Source organism: Acinetobacter cumulans (assembly GCF_003024525.3).
Classification (GTDB): Bacteria; Pseudomonadota; Gammaproteobacteria; order Pseudomonadales; family Moraxellaceae; genus Acinetobacter; species Acinetobacter cumulans.
The window spans coordinates 223,709-243,464 of record NZ_CP035934.2 but is presented as its reverse complement, the minus strand read 5'-3'; the positions used below and the strand labels follow the sequence as shown (position 1 = coordinate 243,464).

Here is a 19,756-nt window from a genome sequence, read left to right as displayed (position 1 = left end):
ACTGACAAATATTTGCTCAAATAAACTTCGAGAAATTTCTACCAATTATCAATGAAAATATATTCGATTGATCAACCAGTAAAAATCCACACAAGTTGTTCTTCATAATCTCTTAATGATCTTCTTGTTGGTTCGTCACCAGCAAGCTAGGTCGGCTATATTACACTAAATTTATTTAGTGTCAACAAGTAATTCAAATTATTTTAAACTTTTTTTCTAAAACCAAACTTAATCTTTTCAATCAAGTCCTTGTTTTATCAGAAGTTTTAATCTTCATCACCGCCGATGGATGTGCATTCTACAGCATTTCAGATGTGTTGCAAGCATATTTTTAAAATTATTTATTTGAGTGATTAGTATTTAAACTTGCAAACACATAAGCAATTGATATGTATGGTTTATTTATTTTAAATTATTTTGCATTACTACTTTCTACGTCTAAGTATGCCAGTATCATTAGGGTTAATTCCTTCTTAAGCTGTTGTTCTGTAATAAGAAAATTATTATTACTCACATAGCGCATAATAGTAAAAAGCGTACTATTAATAATCACAAAGGATTTATTTTTTAAAATTTCAAAATTCCAATGTGAATAATAGCGATTAAACAGGTACATCCCCACTTCAAAGAAATGCTTTTCCAGCACAGCTGAAGCCTCGGATTGACTGTAGTGATGCCACTGTTTAAGGACTTCAATTAAAAAGCCTTGATCGGCTTTTAACGTGTCAAAACCAAATTGAATACAAATTGGGATGATTTCATAAATACTTTGTGCTTCTGTTTCAACCACCAGTTGTTTGAAGGCTAAACCTAGATTTTCTGACTTTTGTAAAAGTAGGGCTTCTACAATTTGCTCTTTATTTTCGAAATACTGATAGATCGATCCAACTGCCACCCCTGAGCGTTCTGCAATTTTAGGTGTTGTCAGCTGCAGTATTCCGTGTGTTGCAATACATTGCTGCGCAGCAAGTAAAATGTGATCGACGATGATTTTGGCACGTTGTTGTTGTGGTTTTTTTCTCATTATTTCACCCATGATACGCAAAATTAAAATGCGAATTGAATGCGAATAAATATTCATATTAGAGTTTGATTAAACAACAACACAGGTCAATAAACAATGACCAGATCAAATCCCAAACGCCTGCATTCCTTCCAACACATGCAACAAAGCAATCTTTTGAGTATGGTGCTTAGTCATTTTTCCACAAAGCCACTTGCACCATCTTATGCCGAATATCTCATGCTCAATAAAGCATTAGTTTCTGGCGATACACAAATGGATGCTGTCGTGGCTTGGGTCATGCAAAACCCAAAACATAACCGCAAGCGCTTTGAGCAAGCGTTATATCAAGGGCTAAGCGCATTAAGCTCTCCTGAACCTGAACTGGTCTGTTTTTTTGAATATATTGAAAATAGGCCACTTTGGGTGGATGAGCAACGCTTAAACCACGCTGTGGAATTTACCCATCGTCTTGGGATTAATAACGGCTTTGTATTACGTGATTTATCCCTCATGGCGGGCTATTTATATCCTGGCTTTAACCAACCGCTCATGTTGACTGGCGCTTTAAATAAACAAGCAGGCACACGTTTGGCTGAAACCACTAAATGGTGGATGGACATTACAGAAGTCACAGGCTTAATGCGCTTTCATGCTGGCTTTACTTCAACCCTTTACGTGCGCTTTATTCATAGCCTTGTACACTTTCATTTAAAACAGAAAAAGGAATGGGATAGTGAAACCTGGGGATTGCCAATTAATCAATTTGATTTGGCCATGACCAATTTGGCTTTTAGCAGTGTAGTTTTAATTGGTATTCGTGCTTTAGGAATTTTCCCAAGCCAGCAAGAGATTGAAAATTTCCTACACTTTTGGCGTTATATCGGCTGGTTAATGGGCGTTGAAGAACAGTGGCTGGTGGAGAGTGAGCCTGAGGGATGGCGGTTTTTATATTGGATGCAATTTGCACATCCAAAATCAGATCAAAGTAGCCATGCCCTCGGCTCAAGTCTATCCAACGAACCTTTTGAACGTCAGTACCGTTATTTACGGCCTTTTCAGCAAAAGTTAGCATATAGACAGCACCTTGAGCTGACTCAATATTTTATTGGTAAAAAACGCATGCAGCGCTTGGGATTAAAACCGCAATCCGCATCATGGTTTGCTTATTATTTAATTGCACGAAATCTGACACTTTATAGTGGCGCGCGTTATCTTCCTGCATTGGAGTATTTTTTACAGCGCAAAGGCCGGAACATACAAAAGCTAGGTTTGGCTTTATATCAAAGCAAAGCCAAACAATTGGCCAGTATGCATACTTAAAAAGCATCGACCTGTGAGGCCTGCCGCCTCACCTTTCATTTCAAATTATTCCAAACGGTTTTTATGAATGGTCATAACCACGTCACTGAACTCACCCAAAACATAATTGATCCATAATTTGCTGTACCAGTTAAATTCCGTAGATACTCGATAATCGATGGTCAGCACCAGTTTGGTGGTTTGCGCATCGATTTTTTCTAACTGATAGTCTGTTTTAAGCAAATCAAAATATTGACCGCCCACTTCTACATGATCATCCATAGAGCCTTTGGGAAATGAGTGCGGTGTGAAGTGATAATCCCAGCTCAGCAGATACGGCGCATGCATCGCTTGTACGCGCTCCTCAAACTTCACCCCGCGCTCCCATTGAATGGTTCGAACCATACCTTCTGCACGCTGTTCAGTCATGCCAAAGATTGGTTTTGGAAAACCCATTTTGAAAATGAAACTGTTGGGCACTTCATTGGCCTGAATGGGCCCGATCTGATTAATGGCTTTAAATACTTGCTCTTGCGGTGCATGAATAATCATTTCACGCTGGGTTTGCCCATAATAATCTTTAGAAAAATCTGGCAAAAACAAACACAGTAATAAGGGCAAGATAGACAATGAATAGATTTTATTTGTCGGCTGCCAAAAATAAACACAGATCAGCTGCATGACCCCGCTGCCTGCAAAAAGCGCAGCAAAAGCCAATGGCCCCAGCATCACCAAACAAATTACGCCTTCACGCAAGACTAAAATACTGACCACCAAAATAAGCAAACAACCAACTACAGCCTCCTTACTGGCACGCCAAAAAGACAAATTAGGCTCACCCACTGAAGCCAAATACTCAAAAAGCATACCGATAAAAAATGGAATCAAAATGACCACCGAGGCATTCATTAAGCTTCGAATTACCCCCCGTTCTGGCAGACTGCTAGAGCCGTACTGCATAAAGACAACCGTCAATAGCAGAATCATCAGAGCACAGGCAAATGGTAAAAATTTCCCGACAAAATTTTGATTTTCGCTATAAATACGGAATCTTTTTTCAGCAATTTCAGCTTCTTGAAACGCGATAAAATAGCGGGTTGTATTACGGCGATGACGGTAAAAATCAAAATGATAAATTCCTTCGGTCTTTAACCATGCCCTGACTTCTGCTTTAAATGTCTCATCCAACTCTTCAGCTTCAAATGCGCTGTATTTCTGTTTTTCTAAATCTTCGAGTGTTTTTTGTTTAAATTCTTCTGTCAGCATGCATTGATCCAATAATATGAGTGATCTATCTGTATTTATTTAGTTTTCAGCCTCAGCATATTGTATTAAAAACGTGCAACATAAAAAAAGCCACTGTTCGAAAACAATGGCTTTTTTTGAAAGAATTAAAGCTTAAAATTTCATGCTAACACGCGCCCAATAATTCCGGCCTGTATTGTTAAACTGTTCTTCTTCAGCAAAACCAAAGCCTGCACTGCCCGATTTATTCAAGTGCTCTTTATAGGTTTTATCCAACACGTTATCGACACCCAAAGACAAATCGACACCCTCTTTCACATGGTAGGTGCCATTTAAAGCCAATGTGCCAAAGCCTGCACTTTGATGCATGTCGTAGCCCACAATATTACCTTGATCTTGGCTAATACGGTTCTGACTATTCACTACACGCCATAATGCACCAAGAGTATATTTTTCTTGTACATAACGTAGATTCACGCGTGCTTCCAATGGTGCAATCTGTGGCAATGGTTTTCCATCCGTGGTGTTTTTACCCCATGCATACATCGCGCTGATATCTGCCTGAATCGCATCGGTAAATTGGTAGCCAATCCCTGCTTCTGCGCCTGCAATGGTTGCATCGACATTTTTAGCACCCGCAGTTTTACTTGCTGTACCGTGATTCATGCCTGGCATTGAAGATGAATGATCATGATAGCTCATTAAAATATAATCATTAATCAGGCCTGCATAAGCAGAAACCCAAGAACTGAATGCACCATGCGCATGCTGATAGCCCGCATCCAATTGCAAAGTCTTTTCAGTCTTCACGCCATTAAAGGTATTTGCTGTACCTGCATTGCCATGTTTCGGGCTAAAAAGCTCCCAATAATCAGGCATACGTTCAACATAGCCTAAACCAATATAGGTTTTACCATCATCATGATCTGGGTGTTTGTTTTCAAAACGGATAAATGCGCTTGGCAAGGTGTCAGAGAGTTCTGTATTCAGTCCAGCGTTGGCAGAAGCTGCACGCTCGTCTGTGACTTTTACCTGATCTAAACGTAGCCCTGATACCAGTTTATTGTTTTCACTCAGTGGATAACTGATCTCACCAAATCCACCATAAGACTGAAATTTCATATCTTCAGTTACTGGCATATTCATGCTGTTAGAGACCATACCGCCTGCATGTTTATTTTGCTGCATATCAAAACCAGAAATGAACTGCAACTTATCCCATTCATGCGTAACAGCCATACGTGCATTTAAAGTACGGCGTGTCACTTGCATTGAAGATGGATTCGGCACCATGACATGGGTCGTCATATCATGTTCCATAGGCGGTGTACGTAAACTAAAGTTGTCCATGATGTGGTCATTAAAACTATAGTTCACTTGTGCTTCAATTTTTTTGATCACATCTGTGACATTTTTCTTTTCTACACGTAAGCCTAGACTTTCGCGGGCAAACTGAGATCCATCCATTGAGCGACCTGCATAGACCGCTTCACCGTCAGCCTTACCTCCAGTCAATTCCACCCAAGTATTCTCATCAGGCGTCCAGCCCAACGCCAAATCAGCATTCCAACGCTCCCAATCTGAAGGGACTTTCGCACCATTGCCATCTTTATAGCTATCAGACACGGAACGATTGGCATTTAAGCGCACATATTTTTTTTCGTCCCCAATTGCTGCTTCAACATTATGATCTAAGCGCCCAAAAGACCCCATCAGCACACTGGCTTGACCGCGGTAATTTTTTTCAGCATCAAGCTGCTCTGGGCGACGCTCGAAAATAACCGTAGCAGCTGAACCTGTATTGGCATACTGCACAGTTTGCGGGCCTTTAATCACTGAAATACGATCATAACTTTCTGGTGAAATATAAGACGTCGGCGCATCCATTCGATATGGGCATGCGCCTAAGTTTTCCGTGCCATCAGTTAAAATTTTAATCCGTGAACCAAACATGCCACGGAACGTGACATCACTATTGGTACCGCCATTTTTAACTGCGCTAAATCCAACAATACTCTGTAAATAGTCTGCACCATCTGAAGCTGGAATTGGTTGAATCGGCTGTTTAGGATCTGCACGGACGATCAAACCATTGGCATCATTACCACCAGCAGCAGTCACTACAATAGGCGCTAAACTTTGCACTGCCGTTTGTGGTGGCATCGCATCTTCGGTCACATTTGCCCAAGTCATAGTTGAACATGCAACAGCAATCGCAGCGGCTAAAGGCTGTAAATAAAATTGAGGCTGAGCCATTTTAAAATCTCACTTAAAACATAAATACAACAGGTCTGGAGCCAGTCAAGACCCTTAAATTTCAAAACGTTGATTTATGCAAAAAGTGGCGGGGCTCGCCCCTGAGGGAGTAAAAATAGGCGCTGTAGCGCAAACCAGACATGACTAAAACTGCGCACAAAGGCAACTAAACGTACCTGAACACGATCTAAGACTTCTTGAATGTCTAGATCAGGCGGTAACACCAAGTTGCCATAGACCGTGCAGTACTGACACTGATGGCCAGCATCATGATCATGTGCATGGCTCATTGCATTTTGCACAGACTGCTCATGCATTGCATGATGTGCACCATGTGCTAAATGAGATGATTCAGGAGTGGAATGAGACAAAAGTGCACGCGTGATGGTTTCACAGACCGGCGCAATTTGATATTGCTGCGGAAGCAAAGGCTGTAAGAATACAGCAATCTGTAAAAAAACGGCTACAAAGGAAAGTAGCAACCCACTACGCAAAAACAATGGCAAACCCTAAAATTTGTCGTTGCTGAGTATAACAAAACCCAATCGAAATTGGGCTATGTTCATCACGCTTAAACCGCAAAAGTCAATTAGCGCTTTACGGGCTGTTTTTCGCGATTGCGTTGGCGTATTAACTTTTCCACTTTTTCACGTGCCCGTTGACGCTTTAATGGCGACAAATGGTCGACAAATAGCTTGCCATTTAAGTGATCCATTTCATGCTGAATACAAACAGCGAGAAGTCCATCAGCTTCTATTTCAAATGCTTGACCTTCAAGGTTAATTGCATCAATTTTTACACGTGACGGACGCTCAACTTTATCGTATATTTGAGGCACTGACAGACAGCCTTCTTCATAAGGCTGCGTTTCTTCAGTTAATGGTGTGATTTTGGGGTTAATGAACACCATAGGTTGATCTTTATGTTCAGATAGATCCATGACGATCAATTGAATATGCTGATCGACTTGTGTCGCAGCTAAACCGATGCCTGGCGCTTCATACATGGTTTCAAACATATCTGCAGCGAGCTGACGAATAGTATCAGTCACCTCTTCTACAGGTTTTGCAATGGTACGAAGACGGGGATCCGGGAAACTTAAAATAGGTAATAAGGCCATACTGCGTCCTCAATTATGCCACTGATCAAAAAACCAAATGAAGGAATGCTTCATCAAAAAAATGTGTGTAAGATTGTTATTATAACGCAACTACATACATAATTTTAGGAATTATGATAATGAAAAAGGTTTTGAAAGGCATGCCACTTTTTAGTGCCTTGGGGTTTAAAAAACAAATGCTTGCTCTCGCAATCTGCGCGGGTGTAGGTTTAGGTGCAATCAGTACTGTTGAAGCTGCACCTGCTCGCAATGTCAATCCACCCTCTCTTAAAGCCAGCGCTCCACATGTTTATGTGGTGAAAAAAGGCGATACGCTATGGGATATTTCAAAAAAATTCTTAAAAAACCCAGTACGTTGGCCTGAAATCTGGGCAAGCAACAAGCATGTTAAAAATCCACACTGGATTTTCCCAGGCGACCGCCTACTGATGTGTACCTATAATGGTAAACCGATTATTGGTAAAGATGAAGGTGATGGCTGTGAAGGCATTATTCGTCGTTATACTGGTGGTACAAAACTACAGCCTCAGGTTCGGGTTGAATCTTTAAGTAATGCTATTCCTGTCATTCCATTGGAACATATTAAGCAATGGTTAGAACGCAGTAGCATCATTAACCCTGAATCACTTGAACAAACTCCATATATTGTCGGTGCTGCCGATCACCGTGTGCTTGCAGCTGCTGGTCAAACGGTTTATGCCCGAGGACATGGCTTAGAAGTAGGTCAACGCTATGCGATATACCGTGAAGGTCAACCATACGTCTTAACCGACAACCAAGGTAAAAAATACACAGCTGGCCTAGAAATCAACCAAGTTGCTTCAGGTATTGCTGTTCGTGGTGAAAATGACATTACCACACTAGAACTGACCGATACCTATACAGGAGAAGTTCGACGTGGCGACCGTGTATTGCCAGAATATGACCCAATGCTTCCAACTGTTTTCTATCCAACACATGCAAATAATGTAACCTCAGGTGGTTCAATTGTTCGTGTGCTCGGTTCAATTGGTACTGCGGCGATTCATAGTGTTGTAACTATCGATCGTGGTTCTTCACAAGGGGTACAAGCTGGCTATGTATTCAGTGTAGAAGACAAAGGCGATATCGTAAATGATCCGAAAACACGTGAACGCATTCAACTGCCAGATCAACGTGTCGGACAAATCATGGTGTTCAAAACTTTTGACAACCTCAGCTATGCTTATGTATTAGAAAGCGAACTGCCAATTAAAGTGGGTGCAAGCATCCAACCACCTTTAATGGATGATTAATTCACACTAGGACACCGTATGCTGAATCCGCTATCACAAGCGCAGATTGACATTATTACCTTGTGGTATTTAGTTCAGCATTCATTGTCCAGTTTCTATAAAATTCACGAGAACTATCCCACACTCAAACACGCCTTCCAAGCTTCAGAAGTAACAGAGTGGCAACGCCTAGGCCTACATAAAAATCATATCCAACGGCTCAAAGAATTTCAGCTCACAGAAGGCCAGCAAAAGTTTCAACACTGCCTCACCCAAATTCAACAACATAGCGATTTTGTCGTTTGCATAGACGACCTGCATTATCCACAACAACTTTTACCTTATACCGATAAACCGCCAGTTCTTTTTGGTCAGGGTAATCCACAAGCCCTCCTACAACCCCAAGTTGCCATTGTCGGCAGCCGTAAACCCAGCCCGCATGGTCGACAAGTTGCCTATGATTTTGCCTTTTATTTAAGTGAACAAGGCTTCTTTATTAATAGTGGTTTAGCGCAAGGCATTGATGAAGCAGCACACCGCGGTGGATTACAACATCAACGTACTATCGCTGTGATGGGCACAGGCCTAGATCAAACCTACCCAACTTCACACCAAAGCCTAAAACAAGACATTATTCAGCACGGTGGTGCGGTGATTACAGAGTTCTTACCCCAAACACCTCCACTACAGCATCATTTTCCACGGCGAAACCGTATTGTCAGTGCACTCAGTTTAGGCGTAATTGTGGCAGAAGCTGCCCAACAAAGTGGGTCATTAATTACGGCAAAATTAGCTGCGGAGCAAGGCAAGTTGGTTTTTGCTATTCCAGGCCATATTTATAGTGAATTCCACCAAGGTTGCCATCAACTGATTCGGGAAGGTGCAATTTTAGTAGACCATCCACAGCAAGTGATTGAAGATTTAGCCCTTCCTACGCAGTGGCAACATCATCAATTGGTCGCACAACAACAGTCTCAAGCTCCGTCTATTCCTGAGCATTTACTCCCAATTTACAATCAACTAGATTGGGTCGGTCAAGACCTTGACCAACTAGCAATCATACTCAAACAAGATACCGCACAGCTCACAGCACAACTGATGGAACTCGAACTGCAAGGCTTCGCTTTACAGCAAGCGGGACGCTATCTACGTTGTCGTTCTGGCAAATAAGGTTCACAATAGCCTTTTGCATGTTAAAAAGGTGTTTATCAGATGATTACTACCTCTGTTGCCGAAGCAGCGTCATGTCTTAAACAAGGACTCGTTCTGGCATATCCTACAGAGGCTGTGTGGGGCCTAGGTTGCGACCCCTTTAATGAAGCAGCATTTCATGAAATTTTACGTTTAAAACAACGTCCAATTGAAAAAGGTGTCATTTTACTGGCATCAAATGTCAATCAAGTTGCGCATTTATTAGAGGCTCTCTCTCCTGAAATGCGCACACAAGTAATTGATTCATGGAGTAATCGCGCACCTACTGAGCGTGCTACCACGTGGTTACTCCCTGCGGGTGAACACATTCCACACTGGATTAAAGGCGACCATCCAAAGGTAGCAGTCCGTGTGACGACCCATCCACTGTGTGTTGCCCTTTGCAATGCATTTAATGGTTTTATTGTTTCAACCAGTGCTAACCCTGCGGGTTTAAGCCCTGCTCGTTCATTACAAGAAGCTACAGCATATTTCCAGCAATCACCCAATTATTTAAATGGTGATTTAGGCTTAAGTCGTGAACCAAGTAAAATTATTGATGCGCAAACAGGTGAAATCATCCGCGCATAATATTGAGTTCTCTTGCAAGGACTCAGTAAATTTCAGATAAAAAAAAGCTCAGTCATATAGGGATGACTGAGCATAAAAAAGGATGTGTAAACCACATCCAGAGGGTTCGTAAATCTCTGGGAAAACCAATCAATTCAATGCTTGATGACTTTCTATGCAGGCATTATGTCGCAAACACACCAACCAAACAAATAGGTTTTTTCTATTACAAAAAATATAAAAAGTATCATTAGTTAATAAAAAACATACCATTAGTAAAACTATCTCACTATTTTTGATTGTGTTTTAATTGAAATAATCATCAATTTAATCATTTTTTACACTTAATTTTACACATATAAGTGCATTATCCAATCAAAAAAAGTCAGTTTATTTGTTCTTTTTTTAACCAACTAGTTCATTTGAGCAAACATAAAAATCCACTTAACTACGCCACAGCCGACTATTTTGCGCCAGTAATACCCCCAAAATGGTCAGAGCAGTACCGACTGTATGATATATCCCCCATTGCTCCCCCAACCAAAAATACGCAATCAACGCAGTAAAGACAGGCATGAAGTTCATAAAAATACTGGTGCTGTTTGGCCCTAAACGTTGTACCGCCATCATCCAAAGTAAGGTGGCAAAAATAGAAGGAAAAATACCTGCGTATAAAACTGAAGCAGTATTGTTTGCATTTAGCGCATCTAAGCCTTGCCAATACACAAAGGGCAGATGATAAATCAATGCAAAAAGAATTTGGATGTATAAACTCACCATTACTGGAAGTGAAATATACCACTTTTTAAGAAATACCCCATAAAAAGCATATAAAAAGACAGCCAACACCATTAATAAATCACCAAAATATTGGCCAAAATCAATGAGGCGCGCAAACTCTCCCTGAGTGATCACCAACACCAACCCCATGAAGGAAATTCCACAGCCCAATACAGTTAAAGGGCTCGGATATTCTTTTAAAATAAAAATGGCAATCACAATGGTAAAAACAGGTGTAAATGCATTAATTAAGCCCATATTGGTGGCCGTTGTATAGTGCGCAGCGCTATACGCCAAGCCCTGATACAACACCATGCCAAATGCAGACAATAAAGCCAGCTTTGGCCAAAGTTGCAAAAGCTGTATGCGATGGCGCCAAACAGGCAAAATCATAAAGGGTGTTAACACAATAAACGCCAACAACCAACGATAAAAACTAATACTTAAGGGAGAAATAAAATCAACCACATAGCGAGTAACAACAATGTTGAGCGACCAAATCAACACTGCGATCAAAGGCAAAATAAATGCAAACCTTGGATTGCCTATTCGCATGATGCTATCTCTATTTTAATAAAGTCTATATTCTGTACGCTGTCTGTTTTAATTTAAATATCTTATTTCAGACATTGATATTGGTCTCCCGACATCGATTGAAGCCAGACATGCCAAATTTAGTAGATCCCCCCCAATGTATTGAACAAGCCATTGAAATTTTTACGGCTTGCTACAGCCCTAACGATCAGGTCTATTCGCATAGCTGTTTATGGGGAGATTTTAATTTTTGCTTAAATGGACTATTTGAATATGAAGTCGAAGGTCAACTCCATCTTGCACCACCGAGCTATGGTTTATGGATTCCCCCGTATACAGAACACAATTCACATGCGATAGATGAACAACCCATTCATTATGTTGCTATTCGACTGGCACCCGAACTCGGTCGCAATATTTCAGCCCATACTGAAATCTTAAGTGTAAGCCCGTTTTTTAGGGCCTTAGTGGAAGAAACTTTAAAGGCAAAAGATCATGCCAGCTTAAAGGTATATCGCCATTTGCTTTGGGTAATCTACGATCAACTCCAAATAGCACCCAAACATCAGCACTATTTACCACAAAGCCATCACCCTATTTTGCAACCGCTCTTACAACACCTGAGTGCACCTGAATATTTTCCACTGAGCTTACAACAATGCCTAACCACCACGCAGCTGAGTGAACGGCAATTACTGCGCCTCAGTCAAAATGAATTACACATGGGGCTAAGTGAATGGCGAAATCGTGCAAAACTGTTATATGCCATTCAGCAGCTTAAACATGGCGTATCCATTAAAGCTCTGAGTTTTGCTCTCGGTTATCAACATAGTTCCAGTTTTATCGAATTTTTTAAACGCTATACAGGTAAAACCCCAACACAATTAAGAGATTAAAAGGAAGTCGCAAGCTCATAGTTTGCTCTCTTAATAGGTCTTTTAAATTGAATCGTCTCATCTACTGCGGAATGCTGAGCTTATGCTTGATGCAGAAATTCTGAATTACTTATGCTGAATTGATACAAAGAAAACGACAAATACCAGCCAAAGTAAGCAACACAGCGCTTGCCCCGTAAACGTTTTACCGCTAAAACAGTGAAGATACATTTATAAGTAAATAGGAAATTTACATGGCTTCTGTATATGACATTTCAGTCAACCGTATTGATGGACAAGAAACCACATTAAATCAATATGCTGGCAAAGTTTTATTGTTAGTCAACGTCGCTTCAAAATGTGGTTTAACACCACAATATGAAGGCTTAGAAAAACTGTATTCTGCGAAAAAAGCTGAAGGTTTAGAAATTTTAGGCTTCCCTGCAAATAACTTCTTAGCGCAAGAACCGGGTACAGATGAGGAAATTCAGCAGTTCTGCTCACTCAATTATCAAGTAGATTTCCCATTATTTTCTAAAATTTCAGTGGCTGGTGCAGATAAACATCCACTTTACCAAACCCTCACCCAAGCCATTCCAACACGTATTGGTGAAGGGCCTTGGTGGAAAGATCTCGTGGATTATGGCCTTACACCAAATGAGCCACCTGAAGTTCTATGGAACTTTGAAAAATTCCTTGTGAATAAACAAGGTGAAGTTGTGGCGCGCTTTGCACCTGATATTACGGCTGATGACCCACGTATTGTGGATGCCATTAATGCTGAATTGGCAAAATAAGCTTATTGTAGCAACACCATTAACGCCTTATTCGAGTTATCAATTTAAGACTCTAATAAGGCTTTATTAAAAAACATAACCAAATAAATAAAAAATATTATCAAATGAAGATAAAACACATAGTTAATCCATTATTTTAATTGATCTACAACAATACATTCAATTTTTATCTGTTAATCAACTCTATGATGAAGCTATCCACAAATGCTTGTAGCAAATAACAGGTGAAAATATGAATACATTAATGAAAGCAATTGTACTGTCAATTTCAACAGCTTTAGTCGCTGCACCTGCAATGGCTGCACCTCAAAACAATCAGCCTCAAATTGAACATAATCAAAAGGCCCCTGCACAGCATCAAGTGCAAAAAAATAAAATGCCTGCTAAACCTCAAGCGCAGCAGCATAAAAAATCGGTTAAACCAGCTCATGACTGGCGTGCAGGACAAAAAGTACCAAGCCAATACCGTGGCAACAGTTACAAAGTCGATCACAGCAAATACAAAAAATTGAGTAAACCAGGTAAAAATCAACAATGGATTAAAGTAAATGGCGATTATGTGTTAACTAATATCATCAGCCACAGCATTATTAAAATTATTGCTGGCTAATTCATTCTAAGTCATATAAGAGCGCTTCGGCGCTCTTTTTTGTTTTATCTATTTCATTCATTTTTTTGTTATGACTTTGTGTCTCTCTATTTTGTTTACATATTTTGACTGCATATTAGAAATTAAATAAATAGATAGATTTAGCTGTAATGAAAAAGTTTCTACAGGGTGCTGTTCTCCCATTCACTATTTTTGCCACTGGTTTGGTTTTACTGGGCTGTGATCAATCAGGCCGAGATCCTTCCAGCAGTGAAAGTACATCTGAGCTTGCGCATACTGCGGATGAAATACAGCCGATGTCTGAGCAACAAGATGCGACGCGCTCAGATCTAAAGCAAGGCAATTTATTTTATATCATGCGTGATGTCACTGATTTACAGCTCAGCACCAATGACTACACCCAACAATTGCAGCAAACTCAAAGCGAGCTACAAAAAGCAGTAGATCAACAAGATCATGTTCAATTACAACACGCTGCCACACAGCTCCAACAACAATTAAAAGCCTTTGATCTAGCCCTCAATAAAGTCCAGCTCAAGTCACAAGAAATCACTGACATCCGCCAAAATATTTTGGACGCCAATCAACAGGTACTCAATTCACCTTTTCTGAATGGCCAAGTCGATTTAAGCCAAGTCGACTTTAAAAAAATTGAACAACAAATGGGGAATATTCAAGGCGAGATGCTGAAATTAGCCGCTATGCTGATTCAACAACCCAAAGATAAAAACCAAGATTCAGACAGCACCTCTTAATCTATCTAAAATGGCCTGAATTTATACAGTTCCGCTACAGATTTGTGCCACATTCACTCTTACATTAAAGAGATTAGCAATAATAATAGAGAGAATGTAGCCATGTCTGGCGCGGTCATTTATGCCCTTAGCCCCATTACTTTTCGTCTAGATTTAAAAGACCCTTTTCTATTTACTGCACACCATATTGATCATTTCCCCAAGGCCAATGCCAACTTAGGCCCAGCTACAGCTGCGCAACATCAAGAATTCAATATGTATTATGGTGATACTGTCCCCGGCTTTCCAGAGCACCCGCATACAGGATTTGAAACCATTACCTTGGTAGAGCAAGGCGTTGTCGATCATTTCGACTCTTTGGGCAATGGCGGGCGCTATGGCGCTGGCGATGTTCAATGGCTAAGTACAGGTAGTGGCGTTGAACACTGCGAAATGTTTCCGCTACTCAATGAAGACCGTGAAAATCCATTCGAATTATTTCAAATTTGGTTTAATTCATCGCCCGAGCAAAAACAACAGCCTGCAGACTATAAAATGTTTTGGCGTGAGCATATTCCGCATGTAAGCGCAAAAGATACCCAAGGTCGTGATACTGATATCCGCATAATATCTGGGCAATACCAAGGTACTGAAGCGATTTCACGACCACCACACTCATGGGCAGCTGCACCAGAAAACAAAGTCAATATTTATCTTATTACCCTCGCACCCCATGCCACATTAACCATTCCAGCAACAACCGCAACTGCAACGCGATTTGCCTATTTCTATCAAGGCGATACCCTCGAATTAGCCAAGACCCAAATTCAGCATAAACATTTGGCTGAACTAAAACCCGATGTGAATATTCAACTCCAAGCAGGCGAAGTTGAAGCACGGATTTTATGGCTTGAAGGTGAACCTATTGGTGCACCTGTCGCAATGCGTGGCCCATTTGTACTAAATACAAATCAGGAGTTAGATGACGCATTTCGTCGCTACCGCGCAACACATTTTGGTGAATGGCCTTGGCCTAGCCCAGCACCTGTTTTTTCACGTGAGCAAGCTCGCTTTGCCAGTTATGATGGTGGCCAACGCAAAGAGTTTCCAGAACAATCTTAAGCTTGAATTGGAATCACGACACCTAAATTACAGGCTTTGTCTTGACCTCTGGCGCGTACGATATCCTGCTTAAAGCGCTGTTTGGCAAATTTATACTGTTTGGGCAAAAATAGACTGATTCGGGTTTTATTTTGCCCCAAACCTTCAACCAAGGTTTTTTGTAGAAATTCACCATGCTCAGTTTTAGCAAATAATGTACCCAACTCAATCTCTTGTTCTAAGCGATTATCTGTAAATACCAAGGCTTGATCAGTACTAAACGCCACACAGCGTTGGTAAGCCTGCTTTAAATTAAAGTAGGCTTGTAAGTAAGGCATGTCTAACTCAGTACTGAGCCCATTATCGTAAGCATTGGCCACCAACGATGCTTCGGTTGGATAATTAGGTTTCGTTACATACCGCACTGTTTGACATGCACTCAAAAAAGTACAAATAATCAATAAAAATAAAGATTTATAACAATATGTTTTCATATTTTTATTCTATTTTTTAATAGTAAATTCTGCATTAATATATCCCAAATGACCATAATGCAGAAAAAAACATCACATCCCGTATCTGAGCACCAGTTATGCGCCACTGATTGTAAGTTCAAACTGAATACTTGCACCTGCATTTAAGCATTGTTTAGCCGATGCCATTTGACCACATTCAATACATACAAAATCACACCATGCCTCATCTGCAACATCGGCCATGCGTTTTGCTTTGTCCACCCAAGGATTCCAAATCACTGCACTTTGCGCGGTACTTTGTATATTGATATAAGTTTGCGGACTTTGTTCTAATACAAAATTCATCTTCGTTAAAGGATAAATTCGATCTAATTCTGCATCAAACTTAATGGCATGTTCAGTTTGCTGCTTTATCTGATTCTGATCCAACTGATCAATATAAAATTGTCCTTCAAGACCCGTAATTCTAGCCCCAGTGGTCTGTGCAGGGAAATAACTATGCCATGCAAAAGCAAAATCAAAGGCCTCATGATCTAAATTCTGTAATTTAAACTCGAGTCTTAATACCTCTTCGCAATGGATCACCATTTGCAAGTTAAACGCATAATTCCAGTATTTTCTACTCTGTTCACTATCACTTAGCTGCAAAGTAATATGATGACCAAAGTCATCCATCACAATATCTTGACACTGCCATGTTAAATTTCGAGCAAAACCATGTGCAGGAAAGTCCTGTTCAGTTTCATGTGCACCAAACCATGGAAAACAGAGTGGAATCCCACCTCGAATGGCTTTCGCAACAACATATTGATTCAGCTCAGACAACCACAACAAGTGGCGTTGCTGCATTTTTGAATAAAACTCAAGAATCTGTCCACCTTGCAATGCAATTTTTGCCTCACAAAATGCATTAGATACCTGAATATAATGCAGCTCACTCTGTGCAAATTGCCGATATTCAATTCCTTCAAGCTGTTGCATGGCGACTCTTTTAGTTATCATCTGTGTTCTATCTATTGTAATAGATAGCGAATACGTTAAGTCACCACTTTCTAAATGAATTTTACGAAGATTGTGTCTATACGGTTGGCATGATTTAATTATTTTTTGTTCATGGCTAAAGTACGATTCGATGCAACTGATTATTTTTACGGGTGTACAAGCAGCAGGTAAATCGAGTTTCTATTTACTAAATTTAGCCCATAGCCATTTGCGTATTAACTTGGATATGCTGAAAACACGGCATCGAGAAAATATCATTTTTGAAGCTGGTTTAGCCTCTCAAACCCAAATGGTCATTGATAATACCAACCCAACCCAGCAAGATCGTGCTCGCTATATTCAACGGGCCAAAGATGCTGGCTTTGAAGTGATTTCTTATTATTTTGAAACCGATTTAAACAGCACTTTAGAACGTAATCGCCACCGCGAAGGTAAAGCCAATATTCCTGAAGTTGGCGTTCGAGCAACTTATAAGAAGCTTGAAATACCCAAACTCGATGAAGGCTTTAGTCAAATTTTTAAGTTGAAGATTATTGGCAATGGTGAATTTTCAGTAATACCTATGTTTGATTAATCCACTTTTTGGCTACCCTGCCAAATTTTATATGCACTTTGCATAGCATAACGCTCATACGGTTTCGCTAAACGGCTTTCCATATTGCTGAAATCGCCTTTGTAGGCCTGCTCAATCATTCGCTTTGCCAATTCCTGAATACTGACACGACCACGGTGTTCATAAGCTTGTATTTCATCTTGGTTCAAAACTAAATCCCAACAAGACACTACGGAGCTCATATCCATCGCAATACTGAGATAATAGCGTTCATCATCTCGATACAGTTCCCAACTTTGAGCTTCATACGCAATCAAATTCATACTGTGCTACTTAGATGCTAAATAATTGACCGAACATACTCCAATTATTGCATAAAATATATGCAACTTTAGCCATAAAAAATAACCTTAAAGCTTTAGATAAACATTTAATTTATAGCAAAAAAAACCGCCCTTTCGGACGGTTTCTTCAATCTCAAACTGCGTCTTATTGAGCGCGGTTTTTGATTTTGCGGATTGTTTCCAACTGAGCAGCAGTTTCTGCAAGAGCAGCCAAAGCAGCAGCAGCGTCCAAATCGCTCTTTTGATTTGCTAGCAAGTTTTCAGCGTTTTTACGCGCTTCAAGAATTGCAGCTTCATCTAAGTTGTCGGCACGGATTGCAGTATCTGCAAGAACCGTAACAACGTGCGGTTGAACTTCTAGAACACCACCAGATACATAGATTAACTCTTCTGTACCATTCTCAAGCAGAACGCGGATCGCGCCCGGCTTAAGTAAAGTTACTAGTGGCGCATGGCCAGGCATAATACCTAACTCACCACCAGCACCTTTAGCAATTAGCATCGTTACAGTGCCAGAGTACAAAGACTCTTGAACACTTACAACATCACACTGCATATTCGCCATGAGAATCTCCTAAATTAGGTCACTAATTAAAGTTTCTCAGCTTTAGCAATAACTTCGTCAATACCACCAACCATGTAGAACGCTTGTTCTGGAATGTGGTCGTATTCACCAGCTAAAAGACCTTTAAAGCCACGGATTGTGTCTTTAAGAGATACTAATTTACCAGGCGCGCCAGTAAATACTTCAGCTACGTGGAACGGTTGAGAGAAGAAACGTTGGATCTTACGTGCACGGTATACAGTAAGTTTGTCTTCTTCTGCCAATTCGTCCATACCAAGAATTGCGATAATGTCTTTCAATTCTTTATAACGTTGAAGAACGTTTTGAACTGAACGAGCGATTTCGTAATGCTCTTGGCCAACTACAAGTGGATCTAACTGACGTGAAGTTGAGTCAAGTGGATCGATCGCTGGGTAAATACCAGAAGATGCGATGTCACGGCTCAATACTACAGTTGCGTCCAAGTGAGCGAAGGTAGTCGCAGGCGATGGATCTGTTAAGTCATCGGCAGGTACGTATACCGCTTGAATTGACGTAATAGAACCAGACTTAGTAGAAGTAATACGTTCTTGTAGAACACCCATCTCTTCTGCAAGAGTTGGTTGGTAACCTACAGCAGACGGCATACGACCTAACAATGCTGATACTTCAGTACCCGCAAGTGTATAACGGTAGATGTTGTCTACGAACAATAATACGTCACGGCCTTTACCGTTTTCGTCTTTCTCATCACGGAAGTACTCAGCCATAGTAAGACCAGTCAACGCTACGCGTAAACGGTTACCTGGTGGCTCGTTCATCTGACCGTAGACCATTGCTACTTTGTCTAGAACGTTAGAGTCTTTCATTTCGTGATAGAAGTCATTACCTTCACGAGTACGCTCACCAACACCAGCAAACACAGATAAACCTGAGTGAGCTTTCGCGATGTTGTTGATCAACTCCATCATGTTTACAGTTTTACCAACACCGGCACCACCGAACAGACCAACTTTACCACCTTTAGCGAACGGGCAAAGTAAGTCAATTACTTTAATACCAGTTTCTAAAAGGTCAGTAGAAGCCGCTTGTTCTGCATAAGAAGGTGCTTGACGGTGAATAGGTAAACGCGCTTCAGTCGCAACAGGACCAGCTTCGTCGATCGGGCGACCAAGAACGTCCATGATACGGCCAAGAGTCGCTGTACCAACTGGTACAGAGATAGGCGCGTTAGTATTCGTTACGTTCAAACCACGCTTAAGGCCTTCAGTAGAACCCATTGCAATAGTACGAACTACGCCATCACCAAGTTGTTGCTGAACTTCTAATGTAGTTTCAGTGCCATCAACTTGTAGAGCGTCATAGATCTTAGGAACGCTGTTGCGTTCAAACTCGACGTCGATTACCGCGCCGATGATCTGAATGATACGACCGCCAGTCATTGCTGTCTCCTCAATTCAAAATAA

General features: G+C 40.7%; 21 protein-coding genes. 10 read left to right on the top strand and 11 right to left on the bottom strand.

The features are described 5' to 3' along the window. Nucleotides 1-412: 412 nt before the first annotated feature. Nucleotides 413-1,024: a TetR/AcrR family transcriptional regulator gene (locus tag C9E88_RS01105; protein WP_106985340.1), complete on the bottom strand. Its 612-nt coding sequence runs from the start codon at nucleotides 1,022-1,024 to the stop codon at nucleotides 413-415. A 96-nt stretch (nucleotides 1,025-1,120) separates the two neighbouring features. On the opposite strand from C9E88_RS01105, the gene C9E88_RS01100 reads away from it, so the two are divergent. After that, complete coding sequence (locus C9E88_RS01100) at nucleotides 1,121-2,326, top strand: oxygenase MpaB family protein (RefSeq protein WP_106985332.1); 1,206 nt, start codon at nucleotides 1,121-1,123, stop codon at nucleotides 2,324-2,326. 45 nt (nucleotides 2,327-2,371) lie between these two features. Here the strand turns inward: C9E88_RS01100 and C9E88_RS01095 are convergent, their stop codons facing one another. The 4 genes from C9E88_RS01095 to def form a co-directional block, all read right to left on the bottom strand. Continuing rightward, on the bottom strand, nucleotides 2,372-3,571 hold the full coding sequence (locus C9E88_RS01095; protein WP_106985331.1) for a hypothetical protein: 1,200 nt from the start codon (nucleotides 3,569-3,571) through the stop codon (nucleotides 2,372-2,374). A 132-nt stretch (nucleotides 3,572-3,703) separates the two neighbouring features. Then, nucleotides 3,704-5,806, bottom strand: coding sequence for a TonB-dependent copper receptor (locus tag C9E88_RS01090; protein WP_106985330.1), 2,103 nt, complete (start codon nucleotides 5,804-5,806; stop codon nucleotides 3,704-3,706). A gap of 74 nt (nucleotides 5,807-5,880) precedes the next feature. Further along, on the bottom strand, nucleotides 5,881-6,306 hold the full coding sequence (locus tag C9E88_RS01085) for a DUF2946 family protein (RefSeq protein WP_106985329.1): 426 nt from the start codon (nucleotides 6,304-6,306) through the stop codon (nucleotides 5,881-5,883). Nucleotides 6,307-6,395: 89 nt separating this feature from the next. Beyond that, a complete protein-coding gene (def, locus tag C9E88_RS01080) occupies nucleotides 6,396-6,926 on the bottom strand; it encodes a peptide deformylase (RefSeq protein ID WP_106985328.1) in 531 nt (176 codons plus the stop codon). Nucleotides 6,927-7,045: 119 nt separating this feature from the next. Here def and C9E88_RS01075 point away from each other — a divergent pair, with 119 nt between their 5' ends. Genes C9E88_RS01075 through tsaC form a run of 3 tightly spaced genes read left to right on the top strand, consistent with a single transcriptional unit; the run spans nucleotide 7,046 to nucleotide 9,961 of the window. After that, the gene (locus tag C9E88_RS01075; RefSeq protein ID WP_106985327.1) at nucleotides 7,046-8,200 is read left to right on the top strand and encodes a LysM peptidoglycan-binding domain-containing protein; all 1,155 of its coding nucleotides are present in this window, start codon (nucleotides 7,046-7,048) and stop codon (nucleotides 8,198-8,200) included. A gap of 18 nt (nucleotides 8,201-8,218) precedes the next feature. Beyond that, nucleotides 8,219-9,349, top strand: coding sequence for a DNA-processing protein DprA (gene dprA, locus C9E88_RS01070; RefSeq protein WP_106985326.1), 1,131 nt, complete (start codon nucleotides 8,219-8,221; stop codon nucleotides 9,347-9,349). A 42-nt stretch (nucleotides 9,350-9,391) separates the two neighbouring features. Further along, on the top strand, nucleotides 9,392-9,961 hold the full coding sequence (gene tsaC / locus C9E88_RS01065) for an L-threonylcarbamoyladenylate synthase type 1 TsaC (protein WP_106985325.1): 570 nt from the start codon (nucleotides 9,392-9,394) through the stop codon (nucleotides 9,959-9,961). A 423-nt stretch (nucleotides 9,962-10,384) separates the two neighbouring features. Here the strand turns inward: tsaC and C9E88_RS01060 are convergent, their stop codons facing one another. Then, nucleotides 10,385-11,275 carry a DMT family transporter gene (locus C9E88_RS01060; RefSeq protein WP_106985324.1) on the bottom strand — a complete coding sequence of 297 codons (891 nt, stop codon included), beginning with the start codon at nucleotides 11,273-11,275 and terminating at the stop codon, nucleotides 10,385-10,387. A gap of 110 nt (nucleotides 11,276-11,385) precedes the next feature. Between C9E88_RS01060 and C9E88_RS01055 the strand changes: the two genes are divergently transcribed. The 5 genes from C9E88_RS01055 (at nucleotide 11,386) to C9E88_RS01035 (ending at nucleotide 15,392) form a co-directional block, all read left to right on the top strand. Continuing rightward, nucleotides 11,386-12,150 (top strand): AraC family transcriptional regulator, encoded by a 765-nt coding sequence (locus C9E88_RS01055; protein WP_106985323.1) that lies wholly within the window; start codon nucleotides 11,386-11,388, stop codon nucleotides 12,148-12,150. 233 nt (nucleotides 12,151-12,383) lie between these two features. After that, nucleotides 12,384-12,926 (top strand): glutathione peroxidase, encoded by a 543-nt coding sequence (locus tag C9E88_RS01050; protein WP_106985322.1) that lies wholly within the window; start codon nucleotides 12,384-12,386, stop codon nucleotides 12,924-12,926. 232 nt (nucleotides 12,927-13,158) lie between these two features. Further along, on the top strand, nucleotides 13,159-13,536 hold the full coding sequence (locus tag C9E88_RS01045; RefSeq protein WP_106985321.1) for an RcnB family protein: 378 nt from the start codon (nucleotides 13,159-13,161) through the stop codon (nucleotides 13,534-13,536). 149 nt (nucleotides 13,537-13,685) lie between these two features. Continuing rightward, nucleotides 13,686-14,291 carry a hypothetical protein gene (locus C9E88_RS01040; protein WP_106985320.1) on the top strand — a complete coding sequence of 202 codons (606 nt, stop codon included), beginning with the start codon at nucleotides 13,686-13,688 and terminating at the stop codon, nucleotides 14,289-14,291. A 102-nt stretch (nucleotides 14,292-14,393) separates the two neighbouring features. Next, nucleotides 14,394-15,392: a pirin family protein gene (locus C9E88_RS01035; protein WP_106985319.1), complete on the top strand. Its 999-nt coding sequence runs from the start codon at nucleotides 14,394-14,396 to the stop codon at nucleotides 15,390-15,392. Here the strand turns inward: C9E88_RS01035 and C9E88_RS01030 are convergent. Both C9E88_RS01030 and C9E88_RS01025 read right to left on the bottom strand, forming a co-directional pair. Next, the gene (locus C9E88_RS01030; RefSeq protein WP_341870895.1) at nucleotides 15,389-15,796 is read right to left on the bottom strand and encodes a hypothetical protein; all 408 of its coding nucleotides are present in this window, start codon (nucleotides 15,794-15,796) and stop codon (nucleotides 15,389-15,391) included. The genes C9E88_RS01035 and C9E88_RS01030 overlap by 4 nt on opposite strands. 165 nt (nucleotides 15,797-15,961) lie before the next feature. Beyond that, nucleotides 15,962-16,828, bottom strand: a complete 867-nt coding sequence (locus tag C9E88_RS01025) for a D-hexose-6-phosphate mutarotase (RefSeq protein WP_162368821.1) — start codon at nucleotides 16,826-16,828, stop codon at nucleotides 15,962-15,964. Nucleotides 16,829-16,979: 151 nt separating this feature from the next. Here C9E88_RS01025 and C9E88_RS01020 point away from each other — a divergent pair, with 151 nt between their 5' ends. Beyond that, nucleotides 16,980-17,423, top strand: a complete 444-nt coding sequence (locus tag C9E88_RS01020) for an AAA family ATPase (protein ID WP_106985316.1) — start codon at nucleotides 16,980-16,982, stop codon at nucleotides 17,421-17,423. Here C9E88_RS01020 and C9E88_RS01015 read toward each other — a convergent pair. The 3 genes from C9E88_RS01015 to atpD all read right to left on the bottom strand — a co-directional run bounded on the left by C9E88_RS01015 (nucleotide 17,420) and on the right by atpD (nucleotide 19,732). Beyond that, the gene (locus C9E88_RS01015; RefSeq protein ID WP_106985315.1) at nucleotides 17,420-17,725 is read right to left on the bottom strand and encodes a hypothetical protein; all 306 of its coding nucleotides are present in this window, start codon (nucleotides 17,723-17,725) and stop codon (nucleotides 17,420-17,422) included. The two genes, C9E88_RS01020 and C9E88_RS01015, sit on opposite strands and share 4 nt — an antisense overlap. Nucleotides 17,726-17,891: 166 nt before the next feature. Continuing rightward, the gene (locus C9E88_RS01010; protein WP_106985314.1) at nucleotides 17,892-18,311 is read right to left on the bottom strand and encodes a F0F1 ATP synthase subunit epsilon; all 420 of its coding nucleotides are present in this window, start codon (nucleotides 18,309-18,311) and stop codon (nucleotides 17,892-17,894) included. Nucleotides 18,312-18,337: 26 nt separating this feature from the next. Then, on the bottom strand, nucleotides 18,338-19,732 hold the full coding sequence (atpD, locus tag C9E88_RS01005) for a F0F1 ATP synthase subunit beta (RefSeq protein ID WP_106985313.1): 1,395 nt from the start codon (nucleotides 19,730-19,732) through the stop codon (nucleotides 18,338-18,340). Nucleotides 19,733-19,756: the final 24 nt, after the last annotated feature.

Coding starts and splice junctions, on each gene's coding strand:
- C9E88_RS01010 (WP_106985314.1), bottom strand. CDS start 18,311: ATGGCGAATATGCAGTGTGATGTTGTAAGTGTTCAAGAGTCTTTGTAC.
- C9E88_RS01020 (WP_106985316.1), top strand. CDS start 16,980: ATGCAACTGATTATTTTTACGGGTGTACAAGCAGCAGGTAAATCGAGT.
- atpD (WP_106985313.1), bottom strand. CDS start 19,732: ATGACTGGCGGTCGTATCATTCAGATCATCGGCGCGGTAATCGACGTC.
- C9E88_RS01040 (WP_106985320.1), top strand. CDS start 13,686: ATGAAAAAGTTTCTACAGGGTGCTGTTCTCCCATTCACTATTTTTGCC.
- dprA (WP_106985326.1), top strand. CDS start 8,219: ATGCTGAATCCGCTATCACAAGCGCAGATTGACATTATTACCTTGTGG.
- C9E88_RS01045 (WP_106985321.1), top strand. CDS start 13,159: ATGAATACATTAATGAAAGCAATTGTACTGTCAATTTCAACAGCTTTA.
- def (WP_106985328.1), bottom strand. CDS start 6,926: ATGGCCTTATTACCTATTTTAAGTTTCCCGGATCCCCGTCTTCGTACC.
- C9E88_RS01015 (WP_106985315.1), bottom strand. CDS start 17,725: ATGAATTTGATTGCGTATGAAGCTCAAAGTTGGGAACTGTATCGAGAT.
- C9E88_RS01050 (WP_106985322.1), top strand. CDS start 12,384: ATGGCTTCTGTATATGACATTTCAGTCAACCGTATTGATGGACAAGAA.
- C9E88_RS01035 (WP_106985319.1), top strand. CDS start 14,394: ATGTCTGGCGCGGTCATTTATGCCCTTAGCCCCATTACTTTTCGTCTA.
- C9E88_RS01025 (WP_162368821.1), bottom strand. CDS start 16,828: ATGCAACAGCTTGAAGGAATTGAATATCGGCAATTTGCACAGAGTGAG.
- C9E88_RS01075 (WP_106985327.1), top strand. CDS start 7,046: ATGAAAAAGGTTTTGAAAGGCATGCCACTTTTTAGTGCCTTGGGGTTT.
- C9E88_RS01060 (WP_106985324.1), bottom strand. CDS start 11,275: ATGCGAATAGGCAATCCAAGGTTTGCATTTATTTTGCCTTTGATCGCA.
- C9E88_RS01100 (WP_106985332.1), top strand. CDS start 1,121: ATGACCAGATCAAATCCCAAACGCCTGCATTCCTTCCAACACATGCAA.
- C9E88_RS01090 (WP_106985330.1), bottom strand. CDS start 5,806: ATGGCTCAGCCTCAATTTTATTTACAGCCTTTAGCCGCTGCGATTGCT.
- C9E88_RS01095 (WP_106985331.1), bottom strand. CDS start 3,571: ATGCTGACAGAAGAATTTAAACAAAAAACACTCGAAGATTTAGAAAAA.
- tsaC (WP_106985325.1), top strand. CDS start 9,392: ATGATTACTACCTCTGTTGCCGAAGCAGCGTCATGTCTTAAACAAGGA.
- C9E88_RS01055 (WP_106985323.1), top strand. CDS start 11,386: ATGCCAAATTTAGTAGATCCCCCCCAATGTATTGAACAAGCCATTGAA.
- C9E88_RS01105 (WP_106985340.1), bottom strand. CDS start 1,024: ATGAGAAAAAAACCACAACAACAACGTGCCAAAATCATCGTCGATCAC.